Origin of the sequence: Nocardioides sp. Leaf374 (assembly GCF_916862475.1) — a bacterium.
GTDB classification, from domain to species: Bacteria; Actinomycetota; Actinomycetes; order Propionibacteriales; family Nocardioidaceae; genus Nocardioides; species Nocardioides kribbensis.
Genome location: NZ_CAKASO010000008.1, coordinates 20,678 through 42,658, shown reverse-complemented (window position 1 = coordinate 42,658; position 21,981 = coordinate 20,678). Strand labels below are relative to the sequence as shown.

Sequence of the window (21,981 nt, the reverse complement as noted above, 5' to 3'; positions counted from 1 at the left end):
GCCAGTTCGTGGAGTGGCGGTCAGGCCGCCTGGCAGTCGTCGCTCGCGGGGGTGCTGGCGACGATGCGAGCAGCAGCTTCGATCTGCTCCGGCGTGGGCGGCGCCCACGTCGAGGCGAGGGCGAGGCCGTACTCGCGGGGGCTCACGCTGAGGCCAGCTCGGGAGCGTGGCGGTTGGCGATGCGGTTCGCGGTCGTGGCGAGCTCGCTGCAAGTCACGCCGGTCACGTTGGCGATGCGCACGAGCTCGGGCCAAGTGAAGGGGAACAGTCCGTTGACGCGTCCGGAGAACGTCTTGAGCGCCATGCCGGCGCGGTCCGCTGCCTCGGCCTGGGTCAGGCCGGCCTGAGCGATCGCACCGCGCACGGCCTGGCCGATCGCTACGGCCTCGGGGTCGATGGTTGCCATGTCCTGAACGTTACGTGCCATTTTTGGCATACGCAAGATTGGGGTACGCCAGATCTGGCACGTTTCAGCGCGAATCGGCTATATTCCATGCCATGCCCGACAAGGACGAAGCGACCGAGGCCCTGCTGAAAGCCCTCGGCGAGGAGATCCGCTCCTGGCGACTGCGCCGCAAGATGACCCGCGGAGATCTCGCCGGGCAGGTCGGCATCAGCGAGACCACGATGGGCCGCATCGAGCGAGAGGGCCCCGCTGACGTGGGCGACACCTGGCGCATCGCCCGCGAGCTGGGCATCAGCTTCCCCGACCTCGTGCGTCGCGCCGAAGAAGCCGCAGCCCTGTCGGTCGAGACACCTAGCCTCGGCGCGGTCGCCAGCACCGAGCGACTCGAGGAGCCGGGGGAGTTCAACGAGTGACCGTCAACACCTACTCGCCGTGGGACGAGCTCAGCCGTCTGCCGCACATCGACCTCGTGTGGCGCCGGATGTCCGACAGGCTGGGGGAGTACCGACACCACGCCCGCGAGATCGTGCTCGACCCACGCATGCCGCGCCGTCAACAGCGGGCCGTGCTCTGCCACGAACTGCGGCACGCCGAGGCCGGCGACGTCCACACCGACTGCGGCCGCGTGAACCTCCGCCAGGAGCAGCGCGCCGACACCAACGCCGCCCGCCTGCTCATCAACATCCACGACCTCGCCGACGCCCTCGCGCTGCACGACCAGCACGTCTCCGCCAGCGCCGTCGAGCTCCGCGTCTCCGACGCCATGCTCCGCGTGCGCCTGCGCCGCCTGCACCCCAACGAGCGACTGTTCCTCACCCACCGCTTCGGCGGCACCCACTAGCCAGCCCCGAGAGGGGGCAGCGTCATGCGCGCAGCGATCTACCTCCGCATCAGCCTCGACCGCTCCGGCGAGGCCCTCGGCGTCGCCCGTCAGCTTGAAGACTGCACCGCGGCTGCTGCCGCGGCCGGGTGGGACGTGCTCGAGGTGTTCACCGACAACGACGTCTCGGCCACCAAGAGCAAACCCCGACCCGCCTACCGCCGGATGCTCACCGCCGTTGAGGCCGGCGAGATCGACGCGATCATTGCCTGGGCCCCTGACCGGCTCTACCGCCGGCTGGCCGACCTAGAGGAGCTGATCCCGCTAGTCGAACGCCACGGCACCACGATCCGCACCTGCCGCGCCGGCGACTTCGACCTCGCTACCCCGCTCGGGAAGATGATCGCCCGCATCCTCGGCGCCGTCGCGACCGGTGAGAACGACGTGAAGCGCGACCGACACATGCGCAGCGTGCAGCAGGGACGCGAGCTCGGCCGCGTCCCCGGCAGTCGTGCACGCATGTTCGGGTGGACCCGCGACGGCGAGCCGCTGCCCGACGAGGTCGCCGTCGCTCGCTGGATGGTCGCAGCGTTCGAGCGCGACCAGTCGATCTCCGGCATCGTGGCCAACCTCCGCGAGCGCGAGATCCTCACCACCGAGGGCAACACCTGGAGCCGGCAGAGCGTCCTGCGCTACCTCCGCAACCCCCGGCTGGCGGGCCACTCAACCTTGCGGGGCCAGATCGTCGGCCGCTCGTCTTGGCCGGCCATCGTGGACCCCGACGCCTGGTCGCGCTGTCGGGCGCTGCTGGACGTGCGGGTCAGCGGCCCCGGCTCGTCACGCCCCCGGGTCTCCCTGCTCGTGGGTCTCATCTATTGCGAGTGCGGGAAGCGCATGATCACCGGCAGCCGTAACGCCTCCGGCCAGGTGAAGCGGATCTACCGCTGCCAGCCGATTCCCGGAGGCCAGACCTGCCAGCGAGCCATCAGCGCCGCCGAGACCGAAGAGATCGTCGAGACCGCCGCACGCGCCCACCTGCAGCGGCCCGAGTTCCGTGCTCGGCTCGCCGAGCTGCGACAGCAGCCTGTCGGGCAGACCACCGAGATCGGCGCGCTTGAGGTTCGGATCGCCGAGCTCGAGCGGCAGCTCGATCAACCGGGCGTCCCCGTCGACGCCGTGCTGCGCGCCATCGCCCGCGCCCGCTCGCGACAGGACGCCTTGCTGGCCGAGGTCGCCGTCAGCTCGACCATCCAGGCCTCGACGTCGATCGCCGACGGCGATTGGCCCGACGACCTGCGTCGGCGCCGCGCGCTAGTCGACCTCGCAATCGAGCAGGTGACGGTCGGACCGTCGCGATCGAATGGGGGGCGATTCGACCCAGGGCGGGTGGCAGTCTCGCCGCGGAGATCGCGCTCCGACATCGCACCTGATTCAGCGGACTTCAACTAGGGAAGACGGCCCTTGCGAAGCTGAGGCCGAAAGACGTGGCCTCGATGTAGCCGCGCTCAAAGGTCGGCCGATAGACGATCGCGGCATCCGTCGGATCGACCGGTGGCGTTGCGGCCTGGAGCGCCACATACTCGGGCCTGGCTTCGACCCAGTCGTAGGCGCCGGGCCTTGCAAGGTGGCCCTCGAAACTCACTGAGACCAAGCCGAGGCGTACCCAGTTGTCCACCCACATCGCCAGCCTTCTGTCCTCCGCGGGCTCAGGCGGATCGCCCCTCCGAAAGTCGAGCACGTTTCGCATCACGGTGAGGGTTCCCCGTGAGTCCGTGATCCAGCGGAGTTCGCAGATCGGGTGTCGCTTATCGGTCTGCACTATTGCCTGGAGTTCAGGCGCCTCGTCTGGCGACAACTGTCGGATAACATCCGCGAATGCGGGGTGGGCCTCGCCGGCGGATCGCCCATCGGTTGCCGTTGCGAGCAGGTTCAGGTACATCGCCTTGAGGTCGGGCTCGTCTAGGCTGTACGACAGGCCCTGCATGGCAGGGACCGCCACTGACGGCGGGGGTTCGACGAGATCCTCCGGGGAGACGTCCGCAACCTTGTCGCTTAAGTCGCTCTGAAACTGCCCGCCCTCCTCGAAGTATTCGCGGCCACTGTCGGCGAATCGAGCGAGGGGCCGGTAGAAGGCGGTGATGATCGCCTGACGGATTTCGATCCGACGCGCGAGGTGCCGAGCCGCCTGCTGCATCTCGGGCGTCTCCGACGCAAGATCGAGGAGTCGTTCCTTAGTAGATGCCGACTCTCCGAGCGCGGACTCGGCCGCCTTCTTGGCGAGCGCTGCCGCTGGAACGATCTCTGCCCCGGTCATGCGGCGAGGGTAAAGGCTGCCTGGCCGCTTCGGCTAGGCCGCGTGTCATTGAGAAATCACATGCACATGTTCGTGCAGTCGCGCAGCAGGAAGTCGAAGCCCTGGGCGTTGCCGACGAGGTCGACGACCTGCGGCAGGTCGATCACGACGAGACGCTCGCCGGCGGCCAGGACGTTGTAGGGCGACAGGTCGCCGTGCACCAGGCCGTCCTGGACCATCGTGGCCATCGCCTCGCGCAGCTGCTCGAAGTAGGCCGCCAGCAGGCCGGGCGCGGGACGGGTGGCGGCCAGCCGGGGCGCGGTCTCCGGCCCGTCGGGCCCCTCGACGGTGATCCACTCCATGAGCAGCTCGGTGCCGTCGACCTGCACGGGGTAGGGCACCGGCAGGCCGAGGCGCCAGCAGCGCACGAGGGCGCTCCACTCCGAGACTGCCCACTCGGCTGCGGCGACCTGGCGGCCCCAGGTGCTCTTGCGCTTGAGCGCCCGCTGGTCGCGCGAGCGCCTGGTGCTGCGGCCCTCGGTGTAGGTCGCCGCGCGGTGGAAGGTGCGGTGCTCGCTGCCGCGGTAGCGCTTCGCGGCCATCACCACCCCGTCGTCGGGGAAGGCGGGGTCGGTGCGGTCGAGCAGGAAGACGTCGGCCTCCTTGCCGGTCTTCACGATGCCCAGGTCGGTGTCGACCGCGCCCTGGGAGGTCACGACCCAGGGCGGGCGGGGCTCGGGGCCCCGCGAGAGCGGCTCGACGCTCGACCAGGTCGACCAGCGCCGGCCGGGGTCGTCGGGGTCGGGCTCGTCGTAGGCGCGGAAGGCGAACGTGAACGCCGGGTCGGGGGCGGCATCGGACGGCCGGTGGTCAGGCGCGTCGTGGGACGCGGCGAGCGGCGCGTCAGAGGAGGCAGAGGAGGCGGGGGAGGAGGCGTCGGGCTGGTGGGGCATGGGTGGTGGGTGCTCCGTCGTGAGGAGGGATCTGGTCTGCGGGCAGGCCGGCGACAGTCATCGACATGTCACGCTCCTCTCGACGGTGGGCGGCGCTCGACGCGCGACGCCCGGGTCCGACCATGGTGGTGGTCGGACCCGGGCGTCGGCAACGGGTTATCCCCGGGCTGGCAGCCGGACGGGCGGCCGGGCTAGCAGACGGGCTGGCAGCCGGGTCAGCAGACGGAGTCGGTGGGCCGGGGGTTCGTCAGCCCGAAGAGCGGGCGCAGGGCGAGCCCGGCGACGGTGCCGACCACGGCCATGACCCCCCACAGCCAGCCGTGCAGGCTGAAGGAGGCGATCCCGCCGAAGTAGGCGCCGATGTTGCAGCCGAAGGCGATCCGGGCGCCGTAGCCCATGATGACGCCGCCGAGCACGGCGCCGAGGGCGAGCTTGCCGGGGATGCGGCGGTGCAGCACCCACGACCCGGCCGCGGCCGAGGCGATGAGGGCTCCGACGATGATGCCGAGGTCCATGACCGAGGTCTTCTCGGCCAGCACGCCGGCCTGGTACTTCGCGAGGTTGGCGGGGTCGGCCCAGAAGGGCCAGCTGAGCACGTCGACGCCGAGGGCGTCGAGGATCTTGGAGCCCCACAGGCCGAAGGCGAAGGTGATGCCCCAGGCGCCGCCGGAGACCAGCAGAGTGAGCGCGTTGAGACCGGCCAGCAGCAGGGCCCCGACCCACAACGGCCACGAGCCGCGCACGGCGCGGGCGGCGCCGTGGGCCACCGGCGGCGGCTCGACCGGGGGCACGACGCGGCCCCGGCCGAGGACGAAGGTGAGCCCGACGATCGCGGCCATCACCGCCAGGGAGATGGCCCAGGCGCCCAGGTAGCCCGCGCCGGTGTCGGCCAGGGAGACCGGCTCGAAGCTGGGCAGGCCGGTCCAGAAGGAGAAGGTGCGGGCGGCGAGGACCGAGCCGACGATGAAGCCGACCAGGGTGAGCACGATGGCGCTCTGGCCCGACCCGATCGCGAAGAGGGTGCCGGAGGCGCAGGAGCCGCCCAGCTGCATGCCGACCCCGAAGAGGAAGGAGCCGACGACGAGCCCGAAGCCGATGGGGGCCAGCGTGGGCGCGGGCGCCGCGTCACCGAAGGAGACCCCGGTGGCGAGGATCGGGGCGAAGAGCGTGCAGGCCACCGCGAGCATCAGCATGTGGGCGCGCAGCGCCTTGCCCTGCCTGACCGCGACCAGCTGGCGCCAGGCCGAGGTGAAGCCGAAGCGGGAGTGGAAGAGCACGAAGCCGAGGGACAGCCCCAGGCCGAAGAGGACGGCGGGGGTCTGCCCGGAGCGGGCGAAGATGACGGCGCCGAGCACCCCGGCGGCCACGAGACCGCCGAGCACGATGCCGGCCTGGGGTGCGGGGGCGTCCTGGGCGGGAGGTCCCGGCGGTGCGGAGCGGCCCACCTGGGGGCGTTGGAGGATCGACATGGTGGTGTCCAATCTAGGTCCCGGCCCCGGCGGAGCGCCGGGGCCGGGTCGGGGCGGGGTGGTGCGGGAGGGAGGAGGGCTCAGCGCGCTGCCGACGGCTCGAGCGGGAGCCCGACCGCGGTGACGGTGCCGCCGGGGAACCACGCGACCTGCGTCTCGTGGCCCTCGTGACCGGGCTGGCTGGGCATGTACGCCGCACGCGACGCGGCGTAGAGCGCCAGGGGGAGCGGGTCCTGGGCGTGCTGGCTGCGCCAGGCCGCGTAGCCGCTGGACGTCGGCGATTGGCCCGGCAGGTAGGTCGCCAGGGTGGCGCTGAAGTCGCGGGCCTCCGGGGTGCGGATGTCGAAGTCCAGCGGCACCATGGCGCCGGCGGTCGAGTCGACGACCCCCGGGGAGAGGAGCCAGGGCGCCAGCCAGGTGCCGTCGGAGCGGATCGGCTGCCGGCGCAGGGGGGTGGCGCTGACCTGCGCCAACGACCGGGCGGCGTCGGCCCACCCGCTCACGACGAGCAGCGCGTTGCGCTCGCCGGGGGCGGTCGCGGGGTCGACCACCTCGACGCCGAGGTCCTCGGCGCGGGTGGTCACGGCCGCGAGGGCCTGCTGGCTGCGGGCCGACGGGTCGTGCTCGACGGCCAGCTCCTCCACGCCGCGGGCCGCCAGGGTGTCGACCACCGCGAGCAGCGCCTCCTCGTCGGGCTGCTTCAGCCCGGCGGCGGGGCACGCCGAGGGCAGCGCCCCGGTGAGCACCTCGGCGGTCGCGGCCGCGACGCACTCGGGGCCGTCGTCGCCGGTCCACAGGGCGGTGTCGGGGGTGTCGGTGCCCGTCTCGACGGCGAAGGGCACGCGGTGCCAGCGACCGTGGGTCACCAGCACGGTGCCACTGCCCTCGGGAAGGTCGACGGTGGCCCACAGGCCGTCGGTGCCGGGTCGCGGCACCGCCTTGACCAGGGACTCCTCGCTGGTGCCGACCCAGGCCGGCTTGGTGGCGTGACCGGCGGCGCCGGGGCGTCCCGCGGCGGGGCGCTTCACGTGGAGCGCGTCGATGCGCACCAGGTTGGGACCCGGGCGGGCCGGTGCGACGGTCACGGTGAACTGCACGTCGTCGTGCCGGATCCGCTGGATCGTGGGGACGCCGGGCTCCCGCTCGCCGCCGAGGACCTGCTGGCCGTCGGTGCGGGCGGTCCAGTCCGTCACGAGGGCGCTGCCCTCGCGGGGGTCGGAGCCCGTGGGTCCCGCTCCGGCGCTGACGGCGCCGGCGACCACGAGGGCCGCCACGGCTCCGGCCGCGCCGAGGGTCAGGACCGCCCGGAGGCGGGACCGGTCGGACCGGTCCCGCCCCGGGGTGGTGTCGTCGTACGACGTCATCGTCGAGTCCTCGTCGCGTCTCAGCGGATGTCGTCGTCGGCGGTGACGAAGAGCATCGAGTGCGGCTTGGCCGGGCCCCACACGCCGTGCGGCCACTCCTCGCGGTCGAAGTCGATGCACGACTCGCCGGTGTTCTCGTCGGCGAACTCCTCGTCGATCGCCATGGTGGCGTCTTCGGCGATGTCGACCATGCAGACGCGGTGGTCGCCGTCGAGGCCCGTGCGGGCCACGAAGTAGTTCGAGTAGGCGATCCGCTTCACGTCGGTGGTCTCGTGGTAGTAGCCGTCCTCACCGAGCTCGAGGTTGTCCAGGGTGCCCCAGTGGGGGCCGCCGGGCGCCTCGAGTATGTCGACGACCGCGGGGCAGTCGCTCTCGGCGCCGCCGTTGACGGTCTCCTCGATGGTGTCGATGCTGCACTCGGGGTCGCCCCCGGAGGCCACCAGCTGCTGGATGTCGAGCTTGAGGATGAAGGGCTTGCTGCCCTGGTCGGTGCCGCTGGCCGAGCGTCCCGCGACGGCGTTGTACAGGTACTTGTCGTCGAGGCTGGTCTGGATCCAGGCGCTGTTCACGCCGCCGCCGTAGGGGTTCTGGTCGGGGGCGATCTGCTTGTTGGCGGTCGAGAGGTCGAAGACCTCGCGCCACTCGGGCTGGGCCGCCGTGATGTCGGGGCTGTAGAAGATCGCACCGCCCTGCATGGTGGAGGCGAAGGCGCCCTTGTTGCCCGGCTGGTTGGTCACCGTGGTCTCCATGACCGCGCGGTTCTCCTCGTGGTGGGCGACCTTGCCCACGCGGGGCCCGTCGGGCAGGAAGGAGACCGCCTTGAGCTTCGGCGCGTCGGGGTCGGAGATGTCCCAGGTGCGCACGGTGGGCCGGCGCAGGTACGACGAGGGCGCGGCCACCGGGTTGAGGATGATGTTGCGGGGCTCGTTGTAGTCGCTGGTGATCAGCGTGTCGAGGTCCTCGCGCACCTGGATGCCGTGCGGGTTGGCGCAGGTGGCGGCGGGCAGCTGCGGGATGTTGTCGCAGCGCTCCTTCGTCTCCGCCGTGAGCGGGGTCGCCGGCGCCTCGTAGACGGTCTCGCCGTTCTCGTTCAGCCGGACCAGCTCGCCGGGCGAGCCGGCGAAGCCGTTGCCGATGCGTGTCGTGCCGTCGCTGTAGGTGCAGGGACCGGGCACGTCCGGGCCACCCATGTAGGTGCCGTAGGCGCCGCCGTCCTTGGTCACCCAGTAGGCGTCGGGCACCGAGCCGCACAGGGTGTCGGTGGGCAGGTTGACGTGCTTGAGCTCGAGGGCGGGGAGCTGGGAGGTGTCGATGACGTAGGTGACGTCGGTGAACAGCCCGCCGGCGAAGATGTTGTTGCCCTTGTGCCAGATGTACTGCATGTGGTGGGGCTCGTTCTCGACCAGCGGGCCGACCGTGGCGGTGTTGACCACCTTGCCGTAGCTGGGGGATCCCTGGGTGGCGTCGACGACCGCGAAGAAGTCGGGGCCGATGAGGTCCTGGGTGCCGAGGAGGTCGGAGTTGACGACCTCCGGCAGCGAGGTGAGCTCCTTGCCGGTGCGGTCGAGGATGTTGTTGTCGCCGGCCCAGACCACGAGGTACTCGCGGCGCAGCCCGTCGTCGGGCACCGTGCCGCCGGAGTCCCCGCCGCCCAGACCGAGGTCGGGGATGACCTCGCCGAGGCCGAGGTCCTGCAGGACCGTGGTCGGGATGAGGTCGGACTTGAGGTTGTTGGTGAGCCAGTAGGCACGGTCGTCGGCCCCGACGATCTTCGAGGTCTGGCTGACGATCTCGGAGTTGAACAGCGACTGGATCAGGCCGTTGAGCGTCGCGATCGCCGGGGTGGCGATGTCGACGGGCTGGCCGGAGTCGCTGCCCGGCTCGTTGGTCTCGTTGGCCGAGGCGGGGGCCTGGGCGACGAGACCGGAGGACGCCAGGCCGAGGGCGGCCAGGCTCGCGCCGGCGGCGAGTCGCCACCGGCTCTGGGCCCGCTGGGTGCGGGGGCGCGTCGAGCGCGCGGGGTGGGATGTTGACACGGGGTGGAGCACCTCCCGAGAGGGGCGGCCGGGGGGCCGCCTCTGAACAAGGTCCTTGCGGTGTTGCGGGGTCCCGCTGGGGGATCTGGTCGGGTCACCTCCGAGGTCGTGGTGGGGCGGGGTGCCGTCGCGGGGAGCCCGGACGGCTGGTCGTGGGGTGGGCGGTCCGTGGTGGCCGCCGGGTCGGGGGCCTAGGCGGCGAGACCGGCGACGGTGGGGATGGCGAGCTCCTCGACCCGCTCCCAGCGGTCGTCGACGTGCACCACCGAGCGGCCGGTGCGGTGCAGCAGGCTGGCGGCGATGCCGGCGCGGTAGCCCGAGCGGCAGTGCACCCACAGCTCGCCGGCGGGCAGGCGGTGCGCGGCCCGCTCGACGTCCTGCACCGGCAGGTGCAGGGCCCCGGGCAGGTGCCCCGTCCGCCACTCGTCGCGCTGGCGCACGTCGACGACGACGCGCCGCACGCCGGCGGGGGCCGTGCGGTATCCCGCCCAGTCGGTGCGGCGGTAGCGGGCCCCCATGGCCTCGCTGCCGTCGAGCACGTGGGTGCCGACCCCCTCGACGCCGATGGCCGCGAGGTCGCTCACGGCCTCGCCGAGGCGGGCGGGGTCGTCGGTCAGCAGGACGATGTCGTCGCCCCACGGCACCAGCCAGCCGACGTACGTCGCGAGCTGCGGCCCCTGCTCCACGCTCACCGACCCGGTCAGGTGGCCCTCGGCGAAGCGGTCGCGTCCGCGCAGGTCGACGACGCAGGCCCCGGCGAGCACCGCGTCGGAGACCTGGGCCGCGGTCACCGGCCGCGCCGCCCGCCCCGCGCTGCGCCCCGCGCCGGCCCGGTTGAGCGGGGCCATGTGGCCGTAGTAGCGCGGGACCGGGCCGAAGCCTGCGACGAGGTCGGACACGAACGTCTCCTCGTCGGTGGTCAGCACGGGGTTGGTGCCCCGCTGGGAGCCGAGGGTGACGTCACCGTCACCGGCCTCGGCGGGCCGGCTGGCGCAGAACGAGCCGAAGCCGTGGGTGGGGTGGAGCAGGGTGGCGGGGTCGAGCGCGGCGAGGCGCCGGGCGCTGCGCCACTGGGCGCGGGCGAGGTCGGTGGCCAGGCGCTGGTCGACCAGGTCGGTGCGACCCACCGTGCCGTGCAGGAGGCTGCCGCCGCTGAACACGGCGCCGGCGGTGGGGCCGCCGGACCCGGCGGTGGCCGCGGTGACCAGGAAGGACTGGTGGTGGCGGGTGTGGCCGGGCGTGGCGAGCACCTCGAGGCTCATCCGGCCGACGGCGACGTGGTCGCCGTCGCGCACGCCGACCCGCTCGAAGTCCACCGCCTCGTCGGCCGAGAGCAGGTAGTCGGCGCCGTGGCGTCGGGCGAGCCCGAGGGCGCCGGAGACGTAGTCGTTGTGCACGTGGGTGTCGGCGACGACGCGGATGTCCACGCCGGCCTGCTCGGCGGCCCGCTCGACCGGGCGCAGGTCGCGCGGCGGGTCGACGACCAGCGCCGAGGCGCCGTCGTGCACCAGGTGGCACCGGTTGCCCTGGGCGGGCAGGGGGATGGTGATGACGTGCACGGGGGCCTCCAGGTGCTTAAGTCGAGTAAAGCACTAGAGATATATCAGTACAGACGTGCGCGGGTCGACCGAGCCGACGGCAGGAGTTGCCTGTCACCCCCGCCAGGGGTGCGGCTGTGCGGGGGACCGGCCGCAGGAGGAGGCCCGGCTCAGCCCAGGAAGGGGGCCGTGGCGCGCGCCAGCAGCGAGGGGCGGCGGGTGAGCCGCTCCTCGGCGTCGGCCCAGGTCGTCGCGGTCAGGCCGGCGTTGATGCCGAGCCAGCGCAGCGGCTCCGGCTCCCACGCGGGGGAGCGGTGGCCGACCCACGGCAGCGCGGTGAGGTCGGTGTCGTGGCCCAGCACCAGGTCGCGCAGGGTGCGTCCGGCGAGGTTGGTCGTGCTCAGGCCGTCACCGACGTACCCCCCGGCCCAGGCCAGGCCGCTGCGGCGGTCGAGGCCGACCGAGGCGCACCAGTCGCGGGGGATGCCGAGCGCCCCGCCCCAGGCGTGGGTGAAGCGGGTGCCGCGCAGCACCGGGAAGAGGTCGAGGAGGGCGGCGTGGAGGCCGGCGAAGACCCGGTCGTCGCGGTCGAACGACGGGTGGGTGCGCGAGCCGAGGTGGTAGGGCGCGCCGCGGCCGCCGAAGACGATCCGGTCGTCGGCGGTGCGCTGGCCGTAGACCACGAGGTGGCGGTGGTCGCTGAAGGTCTCGCGGCGCGCCAGTCCGATCTCGTCCCAGACCCCGGGGGGCAGGGGCTCGCTGGCGATCATGAGCGAGTAGACCGGGGCCAGCGTGCGTGCGTGACCCGGCAGGCGGGCGGTGTAGCCCTCGGTGGCGCGCACGACGACGTCGGCCCGCACCGTGCCGTGGGTGGTCTCGACCCGGCCGGGCCCGATCGACGTGGCCCGCGTGCGCTCGTGGATCGGCACCCCGCGACGCTCGACCGCCTCGGCCAGGCCACGCACGAGGCGTGCCGGGTGGAGCGCTGCGCAGTCCGGGGTGTAGGTCGCGGCGAGGGTCCCGCGACCCCGCAGCACGGCGTCGGCCTCGGTGGGGCCGAGCAGGCGCAGGTCGTCCTCCTCACGCCCCCAGGCGCGGGCGGCGTCGACCTCGTCGCGGGCCCGGGCGAGCTGGGGCCGGCTGCGCGCGAGCACGATGCTGCCGCCCTTGGCCAGCTGGGCGTCGACCCCCTCCTCGACGCAGGCCCGGGCGACCTCGTCGACGCTCGCGCGCATCGCGGCGTGCTGGGCCAGGGCGGCCCGCCGCGAGGACGCCGCCGCGAGCGTGGGCAGCGAGGCCGGGAAGAGCGCCGAGCACCAGCCGCCGTTGCGTCCCGAGGCGCCGAAGCCGGCGGTCTCGGCCTCCAGCACCACGATCCGCAGCGTGGGGTCGGCGCGGGCGAGGTAGAGCGCGGTCCACAGGCCCGTGAGCCCGGCGCCGACGACGGCCACGTCGGCCTCGCGGTCGCCGGGGAGCGCGGGCCGCGGTGCCCACGATCCGCCCGCGGTGGCGTGCCACAGCGACAGGTGGCGCGGGTCCGCGCTCAGCGCACACCCCAGGAGTAGGTCTGCTTGCGCAGCTCGAGGTACATGAAGGTCTCCGTGGCGACGACGCCGGGGATCGTGCGGATGCGCGTCGACAGCAGCTCCAGCAGGTGCTCGTCGGACTCGCAGACGGCCTCCACCAACAGGTCGTAGGAGCCGGCCGTGATGACGACGTAGTCGACCTCGGGCATCTCGGCCAGGGTGTCGGCCAGCGGCTCGAGCGGACCCGTGGCCTTGATGCCGATCATCGCCTGGCGCGCGAAGCCCAGCTGCAGCGGATCGGTGACCGCGACGACCTGGATGACGCCGCTCTCGGTGAGTCGCTGGACCCGCTGGCGCACGGCGGCCTCCGAGAGGCCGACGACCTTGCCGATCGCGGCGTAGGAGCGCCGGCCGTCCTGCTGCAGCTGCTCGATGATGGCCTTGGAGACGTCGTCGAGGTGGGTCGTGGGACGACCGGGCTTGCGACTCATGCCCGCAAGGTACCGCCTCAGGGGGTGCTCTCGGGCGCATGGCGGGGGGTTTGACGAACGATTTCGTTGCGAGGAGGTTTCGTCTCGACCGGATCGCTTGTCGACCCGGGGTGATCGTGGCACGATCCGAGCACTTGCTCTCGTGCCAGCCCGTGCCCCGGAAGGAGTGTCGTGAGCGTCCCGTCCCACCGACCCACCGGCCTCAGTCGCCGCTCCCTCCTGCGCGGCGGCGGCGCGCTCGCCCTCGGCGGAGCCAGCCTCGCCGCCCTCAAGCTGCCCGTCTTCGAGGTCGCGGGCGCCGCCCAGGATCCCGCCAGCTGCCGCGCCGCCGACCGCTCCGGGAGCGACCGCTCGCTCGTCATCTCCAACTGGCCGCAGTACATCGACCCCCGCAACAACAAGAACGGCACGTTCCAGGGGTTCAGCGAGCGCACCGGGATCACGGTCGACTACACCGACGACGTCAACGACAACGCCGAGTTCTACGCCAAGGTGCGCAACCAGCTCGGCACCTGCGAGCCCATCGACCGCGACATGATCATGCTGACCGACTGGATGGCGGCGCGCATGATCGGTCTGGGCTGGATCCAGCCCCTCGACCCCGAGCGGGTGCCCAACCTGCACGCCAACCTCATCGAGCCCCTGCGCGGCGTGCAGTGGGACCCCGACCTGCGCTACCACGCGCCGTGGCAGACCGGCCTGACCGGCATCGCCTACGACGCGAGCAGGACCGACGCCGTCGGCAGCTTCGAGGAGCTCCTCACCCGTCCCGACCTCAAGGGCCGCATCAGCCTGCTCTCGGAGATGCGCGACACGATGGCCTTCATGCTCAAGGTCACCGGAGCCGACCCGGGCGACTTCGACGACGACGAGTGGGCCGACGCCATCGACCGGCTGCGCCAGGTCGTGGCCGACGGCCACGTGCGCTCCTTCACCGGCAACGAGTACGTCCAGGACCTCGCCGCGGGCAACGTCGTGGCCTGCGAGGCCTGGTCGGGCGACGTCATCCAGCTGCAGTTCGACAACCCCGACATCAGGTTCGTGACGCCGGAGGAGGGGCTGGCGCTGTGGAGCGACAACATGATCGTGCCCAACCTCGCCACCCACACCGCCAACGCCGAGGCGTGGATCGACTACTACTACGAGCCGGCCGTGGCGGCGAAGCTCGCCTCCTGGGTCAACTACATCTGCCCCGTCGAGGGCGCCCGCGAGGAGATGGAGAAGATCGATCCCAGCCTCGTCGACAACGCGCTGATCTTCCCCGACGACGAGGCGCTCGCCGCGACCTTCGACTTCATGCCGCTCGACGACCAGCAGACCGCGCAGTACGAAGGGGAGTGGGCCGATGTCACAGGTGGCTGAGGGAGCAGGACCGGCGAGCGCTCCGGGCGTCGCACCCGGCGCCGACCCGGGCGGTGCGCGCAGCGCGGCGTACGACGGGCTGCGGCTGCGCAGCGTGACCAAGCGGTTCGCGACCTTCACGGCGGTCGACGACCTCGACCTCGACGTGCCGGCCGGGTCGTTCTTCGCGCTGCTGGGCCCCTCGGGCTGCGGCAAGACCACCACCCTGCGCATGGTCGCGGGCCTGGAGACGCCGACCTCGGGCAGCATCACCCTGGGCGAGCAGGACATCACCTGGGCCAAGCCCTACCGGCGTCCGGTCAACACCGTCTTCCAGAGCTACGCCCTCTTCCCCCACCTCGACATCTTCGAGAACGTCGCCTTCGGCCTGCGTCGGCGCAAGCGCAAGGACGTCAAGGAGAAGGTCGCCGAGATGCTCGACCTCGTCGAGCTGGGCAGCCAGGCCCGCAAGAAGCCGGCCCAGCTCTCCGGCGGCCAGCAGCAGCGCGTGGCCCTGGCCCGGGCGCTGATCAACGAGCCGGAGGTGCTCCTGCTCGACGAGCCGCTCGGGGCGCTCGACCTCAAGCTGCGCCGCGGCATGCAGATCGAGCTCAAGCGGATCCAGACCGAGGTCGGTCTCACCTTCGTCCACGTCACCCACGACCAGGAGGAGGCCATGACCATGGCCGACACGGTCGCGGTGATGAACGCCGGCGTCATCGAGCAGATGGGTGCGCCGGCCGAGCTCTACGAGAACCCCCGCAGCACCTTCGTCGCCAACTTCCTCGGCCAGTCCAACCTCGTCGCCGGCACCGTCGTCTCGCGCTCGGCCGACCTGACCACGGTCGACATGCACGGCATCCAGGTCTCGGTGCCGACCGCGCGCACCCACACCGATGGCGACGCCGGCTGGGTCGGCATCCGCCCCGAGAAGGTGCTGATCGGGGAGGAGGGCGCCGAGCTCGACGCGCCGGGCAACACCATCCCCGGCGGCGTCGTCACCGACGTCAGCTTCGTCGGGGTGAGCACGCAGTACCTCGTGCGGATGCCCTGGGGCCAGGAGCTCCAGGTCTTCGCCCAGAACACCGGCCGCCAGCGCCTCTTCACCACGGGTGAGCGGGTGGAGCTGTCGTGGCGCCCCGAGTACGCCTTCCTCCTCGACGCCGCCCAGGACGCCTCGGCCGGGGCGCAGCGGGACGGCGTGTGATGGCGCCCCCGACCACCCCGACCCTGGCGCCGCCCGACGCGCCGCCACCGCAGGCCGAGCTCGCCGACGCCGAGCCCGACACCGGGCGCAAGCGGGGCCTCACGGGCTACCTGCTGCTCCTGCCGGCCGCCGTCTGGCTGGCCCTCTTCTTCGTCGTGCCGTGCTACTCGCTGGCCGCCACCAGCCTCTACGACCCCAGCGGGTCGGACTTCCGCGGCTACGAGATGACCTACGCCTTCGGCAACTACGTCGACGCCGTCCAGGAGTACTGGACGCCCCTGCTGCGCGCCCTGGCGTACGGCGCCGCCGCCACGCTGATCTGCCTGGTGCTGGGCTACGTGCTCGCCTATGCCATCGCCTTCAAGGCCGGGCGGTGGAAGAACCTCATGCTGGTGCTGGTCATCGCGCCGTTCTTCACCAGCTTCCTGCTGCGCACCCTGTCGTGGAAGCTGATCCTCGCCGACGACGGCTACGTCGTCGACACGCTGCAGTTCCTCCACCTCCTCGGCGAGGACGGCCGGCTGCTGGCCACGCCGGTCGCGGTGGTGGCGGGGCTGGCCTACAACTTCCTGCCCTTCATGGTGCTGCCGCTCTACGCCAGCATCGACAAGATCGACCCCCGGCTGATCGAGGCCTCCTCCGACCTCTACGCCCACCCGGCGGTCGGCTTCCTCAAGGTCACCTGGCCGCTGTCGCTGCCCGGCGTCGTGTCGGGCACGCTGCTCACCTTCATCCCGGCCGCCGGCGACTACATCAACGCGCAGCTGCTGGGCAGCCCCAACCAGCGCGTCATCGGCAGCGTCATCCAGAGCCAGTTCACCGACGCGGGCGACTACCCCTCGGCGGCCGCGCTGTCGATGGTGCTGATGGTGCTGATCGTGGCGCTGGTGCTGGTCTACGTGCGCCGCGCCGGCACGGAGGAGCTGCTGTGAGCGCCACCCGCTCCACCACCCGCCCCGACCGCACGTCCGGCCGGAGCGCCGGCGCGGCCCGGGCGGCGCGGCCCCCGGCCGGTCGCTGGCTGCGCGAGCACCTCGTGCTGGTGCTCGGCCTGCTGGTGCTGCTCTACACCTTCGTGCCGATCGCGGTCGTCGTGCTGATGAGCTTCAACGAGGGCACCCGCAACGTCTACGCCTTCCAGTCCTTCACCCTCGACAACTGGGCGAACGTCTGCGAGGACCAGTCGATGTGCGACGCCCTGTGGGTGTCCATCCGGATCGGGGTGCTCGCCACCCTCGGCGCCACCCTGCTCGGCACGCTGGCGGCCTTCGCGCTCGTGCGCCACGACTTCCGGGGCCGCTCGGCCTCGAACCTGCTCATCTTCCTGCCGATGGCCGCACCCGAGATCGTGCTCGGCTCCTCGCTGCTGGCCCTCTTCGTGGCCGCCGGCTTCTCGGGACAGCTGGGCTTCTGGACGATCCTGATCGCCCACGTCATGTTCTGCCTGTCCTTTGTGGTCGTCACCGTGCGCTCCCGGCTGGCCGGCATGGACGACTCGCTGGAGCAGGCGGCCATGGACCTCTACGCCACCCCGGCCCAGACCTTCTGGCGCGTCACCCTGCCCCTCGTCTTCCCCGGCATCCTCGGGGCGGCGCTGCTGAGCTTCTCGCTGTCCTTCGACGACTTCATCGTCACCAACCTCAACGCCGGCACCGAGCTGACCTTCCCGATGTACGTGTGGGGTGCCAGCCAGCGCGGTGTGCCCATGCAGGTCAACGTCATCGGCACCGTGATGTTCGTGCTGTCCATCGCCGTCGTGCTGGTCGGCGAGCTCGGCAGCCGCCGCCGCTCGCGGGCGCTGTCGCGGTGAGCGTCACCTCCGTGCCGGGCCGCAGCCGCGACCCGGGAGCGGGCGCCGCGGCCTCCCTGGCGTACGCCGAGCCGCGCACCTACTGGCTCGACGACCCGGCGCGCCCCAGCCCGACGGCGTCGCTGACCGGCGAGCGCCAGGCCGACCTGGTCGTGGTGGGCGGCGGCTACACCGGGCTGTGGACCGCCCTGCTGGCCCGCCACCGCGATCCCTCCCGCTCGGTGCTCCTGCTCGAGGCCAGCACCTGCGGCGACCAGGCCAGCGGGCGCAACGGCGGCTTCGCCGCGGCCAGCCTCACCCACGGCTTCGGCAACGGCCTGGAGCGCTGGCCCGAGGAGCTGGCGCAGCTCGACCGGCTCGGGGCGGCCAACCTCGAGGAGATGGGCGCGACCATCGCCGACCTCGGCATCGACTGCGACTGGCGCCGCAGCGGGGAGCTGACCGTGGCCACCGCGCCGCACCAGGTCGAGGAGCTGCGGGCGGTGGCCGCCGAGGTCGCGGCCCACGGCGGAGACGCACGCTGGCTCGACGCGGCGCAGACCCGGGCGCTCGTCGACTCGCCGACCTACCTCGGGGCGTTGCACGACCCCACCTCGACCGCCCTCGTCGAGCCCGCGCGGCTGGCCTGGGGCCTGCGGCAGGCCTGCCTGGACGCCGGTGTCGAGGTCTGCGAGCAGAGCCGCGTCACCGGTCTGACCCGCGACGGCGCCGGGGTGCGCCTCACGGTGCGCGGCGCCGACGGGCCCGGCGCGGTGCGCGCGGGACGGGTGGCCCTGGCCACCAACGCCTTCCCGCCCCTGCTGCGGCGGCTGCGGCTGATGAGCGTGCCGGTCTACGACCACGTGCTGATGACCGAGCCGCTCTCGCCGGCCCAGAAGGCCGCGATCGGCTGGGAGGGCCGGCAGGGGGTCGGCGACGGGGCCAACCTCTTCCACTACTACCGCCTCACCCGCGACGACCGGATCCTGTGGGGCGGCTACGACGCCGTCTACCACTGGGGCAGCCGCATCGACGCCGCCCTGGAGCAGCGCGAGCGCACCCACGGGCTCCTGGCCGAGCACTTCTTCACGACCTTCCCGCAGCTGGAGGGGCTGCGCTTCACCCACCGCTGGGGCGGGGTGATCGACACCTGCACCCGCTTCGCGGCCTTCTACGGCACGGCCGTGTCGGGTCGCGTCGGCTACGCGCTGGGCTACACCGGTCTCGGGGTCGGCGCCAGCCGTTTCGGCGCCCAGGTCGTGCTCGACCTGCTGGAGGGGGCCGACACCGAGCGCACCCGGCTGCGCATGGTGCGCGAGCAGCCGCTGCCCTTCCCGCCCGAGCCGGCCCGCTCGGTGGGCATCAACCTCACCCGCTGGTCGCTGGCGCGCGCCGACGCCCGCGGCGGGCGGCGCAACCTGTGGCTGCGCGGCCTCGACCGCGCCGGTCTCGGCTTCGACTCCTGAGGCCCGCCGCCCCGCGCGGGTCGGCGGCGGGCCGCCGCCTCAGATCTGGGCCCAGGCCTTGTCGAGCACGGAGCGCAGGATCTGCTCCATCTCGTCGAAGTGCTCCTGGGTCGCGACGAGCGGGGGCGCGAGCTGGATGACGGGGTCGCCGCGGTCGTCGGCGCGGCAGTAGAGACCCTCGGCGTAGAGCGACTTGGAGACGAAGCCGTAGAGCAGGCGCTCGCTCTCGTCGTCGTCGAAGGACTCCTTGGTGGCCTGGTCCTTGACCAGCTCGATGCCGTAGAAGTAGCCGTCGCCGCGCACGTCGCCGACGATGGGCAGGTCCTTGAGCCGCTCCAGCGTGGCACGGAAGCCGGGCTCGTTGGCGCGCACGTGCTCGAGCACCCCCTCCTCCTCGAAGGCGTCGAGGTTGGCCAGCGCGACCGCGCAGGAGACCGGGTGGCCGCCGAAGGTGTAGCCGTGGGCGAACCACTCGCTGCCGTGCAGGAAGGGCTCCATCAGCCGGTCGGAGGCGATCATCGCGCCGAGCGGGGAGTAGCCCGACGTCAGGCCCTTGGCGCAGGTGATGATGTCGGGCTGGTAGCCGTAGCGCTCCGCGCCGAACATGTGGCCGAGGCGGCCGAAGGCGCAGATGACCTCGTCGGAGACCAGGAGCACGTCGTACCGGTCGCAGATCTCGCGCACGCGCTGGAAGTAGCCGGGCGGCGGCGGGAAGCAGCCGCCGGCGTTCTGCACCGGCTCGAGGAAGACCGCGGCCACCGTGTCGGGGCCCTCGTTCTCGATCGCGACCGCGATCTGGTCCGCGGCCCAGCGGCCGTAGGCCTCGAGGTCGTCGCCGCCGGGGCCCAGGGCGTGGGCGGGGGCGCGGTAGGCGTTGGTGTTGGGCACGCGGAAGGTCGAGGGCACCAGCGGCTCGAACTGCTGCTTGAGCAGCGGCAGGCCGGTGATCGACAGCGCCCCCTGCGTGGTGCCGTGGTAGGCGATCGAGCGGCTGATGACCTTGTGCTTCATCGGGCGGCCGGTCAGCTTGAAGTAGTTCTTGGCCAGCTTCCAGGCGCTCTCGACCGCCTCGCCGCCGCCGGTGGTGAAGAAGACCCGGTTGAGGTCGCCGGGGGCGTAGGACGCCACCCGCTCGGCCAGCCGGATCGCGGTGGGGTGGGCGTAGGACCACAGCGGGTGGAAGGCCAGCTCGCCGGCCTGCGTGGCCGCGGCCTCGGCCAGGTCGCGGCGGCCGTGACCGAGCTGGCTGACGAAGAGCCCGGCCAGGCCGTCGAGGTAGCGCTTGCCGTGGGCGTCGTAGAGGTGCACGCCTTCCCCGCGCACGATCACCGGCACGTCGGCGGCCTCGTAGGACCCGTGGCGCGTGAAGTGCATCCAGAGGTGGTCCTTGGCGGCCTTCTGGAGGTGGTCGTAGTCAGGGAGCATGCGCTCATCGTGCGCGCTCCGAGGCGAGGTGTGCAAGCGGAATCGACGGTGCAAGCGGCTTTTCGTGACGGAATCCGTCGAATCCCGCCCGTCGGGCGTCAGGGCGCGACCGGCCCGGCGCTCTGGTTCACTGCAGCCATGACCTCGACGGTGTTCACCGGTGGGAGCCTCTTCGACGGCCACGAGCACGTGGGCGCCGTCGACGCGGTGGTGGTGCGCGACGGCGTCGTGACCGACGTACGCCGCGCCGGGCAGGGCCGCCCGCGCCCGGAGCCCGGTCAGCAGGTGGTGGACCTCGCCGGCGGGATGCTGGCCCCGGGGTTCGTCGACGCCCACGTGCACGCCGTGCAGGGCGGTCTCGAGCGGGTGCGCTGCGACCTCTCCGACGTCGGCACGCGCGAGGGCTACGTCGCGGCGGTGGCCGCCTACGCCGACGCGCACCCCGAGCGCGCGTGGGTGCTCGGCGGGGGCTGGGCGATGGCCGCCTTCCCCGGCGGCACGCCGACCGCGGCCGACCTCGACGCGGTCGTGCCCGACCGGCCGGTGCTGCTGCCCAACCGCGACCACCACGGCGCCTGGGTCAACACCCGCGCCCTCGAGCTGGCCGGGATCACCGCGGAGACGCCCGACCCGCCCCACGGGCGCATCGAGCGCGACGCCGACGGCCGGCCCACCGGCACCCTCCACGAGGCGGCCATGGCGCTGGTCGCCGACCTCGCCCCGGCGACCACCGAGGCGGAGTACGACGCGGCGCTCCTCGCGGGGCAGTCCTACCTGCACTCGGTGGGCGTCACCGGGTGGCAGGACGCGATCGTCGGGGCCTACGCCGGCATGGACGACCCGGGGCCGGCGTACCTGAGGGCGGCGCAGCGCGGGGTGCTCACCGCCCACGTCGTGGGCGCGCTGTGGTGGGAGCGCGACCGCGGCCTCGAGCAGGTCGCCGACCTGGTCGCCCGCCGCGCCGCCTACAGCCACGGCCGCTTCCGCGCCACGAGCGTCAAGGTCATGCAGGACGGCGTGGCGGAGAACGGCTCGGCCTCCCTCACCGCGCCCTACCTCGACCGGTGCGGCCACCCCACCGACAACGCCGGGCACTCCTTCCTCGACCCCGCCGCCCTCACCGCGGCGGTCGCGGCCCTCGCGGCGGAGGGCTTCCAGGTGCACGTGCACGGCATCGGCGACCGCGGGGTGCGCGAGGCGCTCGACGCCTTCGAGGCCCTCGACGACGACCTGCGTCGCGCCGGACGGCACCACGTGGCGCACCTGCAGCTCGTGCACCCCGACGACGTGCCGCGCTTCGGCGCCCTGGGCGTCGCCGCCAACCTGCAGACGCTGTGGGCCTGCCTCGATGAGCAGATGGTCGAGCTGACGCTGCCGTTCCTCGGCCTGGAGCGGGCCGGGTGGCAGTACCCCTTCGGCTCCCTGCACCGCACGGGTGCGCGGCTCGTGGCCGGCAGCGACTGGCCGGTCTCGACGCCGCACCCGCTCGAGGCGGTGCACGTCGCGGTCAACCGCTGGGCGCGCGACGAGGCGGGCCGCGGCGGCACCGAGGCCTTCCTGCCCGAGCAGGCGCTCGACCTCGCGACCTCGCTGGCGGCCTACACCTCGGGCAGCGCGTGGGTGAACCGCCGCGACGACGTCGGCGCCGGCACGGTGGCTCCCGGCGCGGTGGCCGACCTGGTCGTGCTCGACCGCGACCCGTTCCTCGGGCCCGCCGAGGAGGTCGGGGCGACCCAGGTCAGCTCGACCTGGGTCGAGGGAGCGTGCGTCTTCGCGGTCTGAGGTCGCGGTCACGACCGATTTCGCATCGGATCGGGCGGAGGTCTACAGATTCCGTTGTCTTCTGACTAGGCTCCG

Annotated in this window: 20 protein-coding genes; 9 read left to right on the top strand and 11 right to left on the bottom strand. The window is 72.7% G+C overall.

All coding sequences use genetic code 11. The features are described from left to right. Positions 1-20 precede the first annotated feature (20 nt). Together LPA27_RS19240 and LPA27_RS05625 are read right to left on the bottom strand one after the other, a co-directional pair. Positions 21-146 (bottom strand): hypothetical protein, encoded by a 126-nt coding sequence (locus LPA27_RS19240; protein WP_267477183.1) that lies wholly within the window; start codon positions 144-146, stop codon positions 21-23. After that, positions 143-406 (bottom strand): helix-turn-helix domain-containing protein, encoded by a 264-nt coding sequence (locus tag LPA27_RS05625; protein WP_228941806.1) that lies wholly within the window; start codon positions 404-406, stop codon positions 143-145. Before LPA27_RS05625 ends, LPA27_RS19240 begins: the two co-directional genes overlap by 4 nt. Positions 407-498: 92 nt before the next feature. On the opposite strand from LPA27_RS05625, the gene LPA27_RS05620 reads away from it, so the two are divergent. Genes LPA27_RS05620 through LPA27_RS05610 form a run of 3 tightly spaced genes read left to right on the top strand, consistent with a single transcriptional unit; the run spans position 499 to position 2,675 of the window. Then, positions 499-819 carry a helix-turn-helix domain-containing protein gene (locus tag LPA27_RS05620; RefSeq protein ID WP_228941805.1) on the top strand — a complete coding sequence of 107 codons (321 nt, stop codon included), beginning with the start codon at positions 499-501 and terminating at the stop codon, positions 817-819. Next, a complete protein-coding gene (locus tag LPA27_RS05615) occupies positions 816-1,247 on the top strand; it encodes an ImmA/IrrE family metallo-endopeptidase (RefSeq protein WP_228941804.1) in 432 nt (143 codons plus the stop codon). Before LPA27_RS05620 ends, LPA27_RS05615 begins: the two co-directional genes overlap by 4 nt. A gap of 24 nt (positions 1,248-1,271) precedes the next feature. After that, positions 1,272-2,675, top strand: coding sequence for a recombinase family protein (locus LPA27_RS05610; protein WP_228941803.1), 1,404 nt, complete (start codon positions 1,272-1,274; stop codon positions 2,673-2,675). On the opposite strand, the gene LPA27_RS05605 is transcribed toward LPA27_RS05610, so the two are convergent. The 8 genes from LPA27_RS05605 to LPA27_RS05570 form a co-directional block, all read right to left on the bottom strand. Next, entirely contained in the window at positions 2,668-3,540 is an 873-nt protein-coding gene (locus LPA27_RS05605) for a DUF4393 domain-containing protein (RefSeq protein WP_228941802.1), read from the bottom strand. The two genes, LPA27_RS05610 and LPA27_RS05605, sit on opposite strands and share 8 nt — an antisense overlap. A gap of 56 nt (positions 3,541-3,596) precedes the next feature. Further along, complete coding sequence (locus tag LPA27_RS05600; RefSeq protein WP_228941801.1) at positions 3,597-4,472, bottom strand: serine protein kinase RIO; 876 nt, start codon at positions 4,470-4,472, stop codon at positions 3,597-3,599. Positions 4,473-4,687: 215 nt separating this feature from the next. Beyond that, on the bottom strand, positions 4,688-5,941 hold the full coding sequence (locus LPA27_RS05595) for a YeeE/YedE family protein (protein ID WP_228941800.1): 1,254 nt from the start codon (positions 5,939-5,941) through the stop codon (positions 4,688-4,690). Between the two features lie 80 nt (positions 5,942-6,021). Beyond that, positions 6,022-7,305 (bottom strand): hypothetical protein, encoded by a 1,284-nt coding sequence (locus LPA27_RS05590; protein WP_228941799.1) that lies wholly within the window; start codon positions 7,303-7,305, stop codon positions 6,022-6,024. Positions 7,306-7,325: 20 nt separating this feature from the next. Next, entirely contained in the window at positions 7,326-9,341 is a 2,016-nt protein-coding gene (locus LPA27_RS05585; protein WP_228941798.1) for a selenium-binding family protein, read from the bottom strand. 191 nt (positions 9,342-9,532) lie between these two features. After that, positions 9,533-10,900, bottom strand: coding sequence for a rhodanese-like domain-containing protein (locus tag LPA27_RS19235; RefSeq protein ID WP_267477182.1), 1,368 nt, complete (start codon positions 10,898-10,900; stop codon positions 9,533-9,535). 149 nt (positions 10,901-11,049) lie between these two features. Beyond that, complete coding sequence (locus LPA27_RS05575) at positions 11,050-12,330, bottom strand: NAD(P)/FAD-dependent oxidoreductase (RefSeq protein WP_228941797.1); 1,281 nt, start codon at positions 12,328-12,330, stop codon at positions 11,050-11,052. A 92-nt stretch (positions 12,331-12,422) separates the two neighbouring features. Next, a complete protein-coding gene (locus tag LPA27_RS05570; RefSeq protein WP_056904588.1) occupies positions 12,423-12,896 on the bottom strand; it encodes an Lrp/AsnC family transcriptional regulator in 474 nt (157 codons plus the stop codon). Between the two features lie 171 nt (positions 12,897-13,067). On the opposite strand from LPA27_RS05570, the gene LPA27_RS05565 reads away from it, so the two are divergent. From LPA27_RS05565 to LPA27_RS05545, 5 genes are read left to right on the top strand one after another with little or no spacing between them, the layout of a single operon-like run. Beyond that, on the top strand, positions 13,068-14,258 hold the full coding sequence (locus LPA27_RS05565) for a polyamine ABC transporter substrate-binding protein (RefSeq protein WP_228941796.1): 1,191 nt from the start codon (positions 13,068-13,070) through the stop codon (positions 14,256-14,258). Then, positions 14,251-15,444: an ABC transporter ATP-binding protein gene (locus tag LPA27_RS05560; protein WP_228941795.1), complete on the top strand. Its 1,194-nt coding sequence runs from the start codon at positions 14,251-14,253 to the stop codon at positions 15,442-15,444. Before LPA27_RS05565 ends, LPA27_RS05560 begins: the two co-directional genes overlap by 8 nt. Then, positions 15,444-16,376 carry an ABC transporter permease gene (locus LPA27_RS05555; RefSeq protein ID WP_228941794.1) on the top strand — a complete coding sequence of 311 codons (933 nt, stop codon included), beginning with the start codon at positions 15,444-15,446 and terminating at the stop codon, positions 16,374-16,376. The genes LPA27_RS05560 and LPA27_RS05555 overlap by 1 nt, the downstream gene beginning before the upstream one ends. After that, a complete protein-coding gene (locus tag LPA27_RS05550; protein WP_228941793.1) occupies positions 16,373-17,254 on the top strand; it encodes an ABC transporter permease in 882 nt (293 codons plus the stop codon). The genes LPA27_RS05555 and LPA27_RS05550 overlap by 4 nt, the downstream gene beginning before the upstream one ends. Beyond that, positions 17,251-18,699, top strand: coding sequence for an NAD(P)/FAD-dependent oxidoreductase (locus LPA27_RS05545; protein ID WP_228941792.1), 1,449 nt, complete (start codon positions 17,251-17,253; stop codon positions 18,697-18,699). Before LPA27_RS05550 ends, LPA27_RS05545 begins: the two co-directional genes overlap by 4 nt. A 39-nt stretch (positions 18,700-18,738) precedes the next feature. Here LPA27_RS05545 and LPA27_RS05540 read toward each other — a convergent pair whose 3' ends face one another. Then, the gene (locus LPA27_RS05540; RefSeq protein WP_056862401.1) at positions 18,739-20,124 is read right to left on the bottom strand and encodes an aspartate aminotransferase family protein; all 1,386 of its coding nucleotides are present in this window, start codon (positions 20,122-20,124) and stop codon (positions 18,739-18,741) included. A 138-nt stretch (positions 20,125-20,262) separates the two neighbouring features. Here LPA27_RS05540 and LPA27_RS05535 point away from each other — a divergent pair, with 138 nt between their 5' ends. After that, a complete protein-coding gene (locus LPA27_RS05535; RefSeq protein ID WP_228941791.1) occupies positions 20,263-21,906 on the top strand; it encodes an amidohydrolase in 1,644 nt (547 codons plus the stop codon). Positions 21,907-21,981: the final 75 nt, after the last annotated feature.

Excerpts from the sequence above, each read along its gene's own strand:
- LPA27_RS05590 (WP_228941799.1), bottom strand. The coding sequence starts at position 7,305 with ATGACGTCGTACGACGACACCACCCCGGGGCGGGACCGGTCCGACCGG.
- LPA27_RS05605 (WP_228941802.1), bottom strand. The coding sequence starts at position 3,540 with ATGACCGGGGCAGAGATCGTTCCAGCGGCAGCGCTCGCCAAGAAGGCG.
- LPA27_RS05620 (WP_228941805.1), top strand. The coding sequence starts at position 499 with ATGCCCGACAAGGACGAAGCGACCGAGGCCCTGCTGAAAGCCCTCGGC.
- LPA27_RS05555 (WP_228941794.1), top strand. The coding sequence starts at position 15,444 with ATGGCGCCCCCGACCACCCCGACCCTGGCGCCGCCCGACGCGCCGCCA.
- LPA27_RS05625 (WP_228941806.1), bottom strand. The coding sequence starts at position 406 with ATGGCAACCATCGACCCCGAGGCCGTAGCGATCGGCCAGGCCGTGCGC.
- LPA27_RS05570 (WP_056904588.1), bottom strand. The coding sequence starts at position 12,896 with ATGAGTCGCAAGCCCGGTCGTCCCACGACCCACCTCGACGACGTCTCC.
- LPA27_RS05535 (WP_228941791.1), top strand. The coding sequence starts at position 20,263 with ATGACCTCGACGGTGTTCACCGGTGGGAGCCTCTTCGACGGCCACGAG.
- LPA27_RS05610 (WP_228941803.1), top strand. The coding sequence starts at position 1,272 with ATGCGCGCAGCGATCTACCTCCGCATCAGCCTCGACCGCTCCGGCGAG.
- LPA27_RS05540 (WP_056862401.1), bottom strand. The coding sequence starts at position 20,124 with ATGCTCCCTGACTACGACCACCTCCAGAAGGCCGCCAAGGACCACCTC.
- LPA27_RS05595 (WP_228941800.1), bottom strand. The coding sequence starts at position 5,941 with ATGTCGATCCTCCAACGCCCCCAGGTGGGCCGCTCCGCACCGCCGGGA.
- LPA27_RS05600 (WP_228941801.1), bottom strand. The coding sequence starts at position 4,472 with ATGCCCCACCAGCCCGACGCCTCCTCCCCCGCCTCCTCTGCCTCCTCT.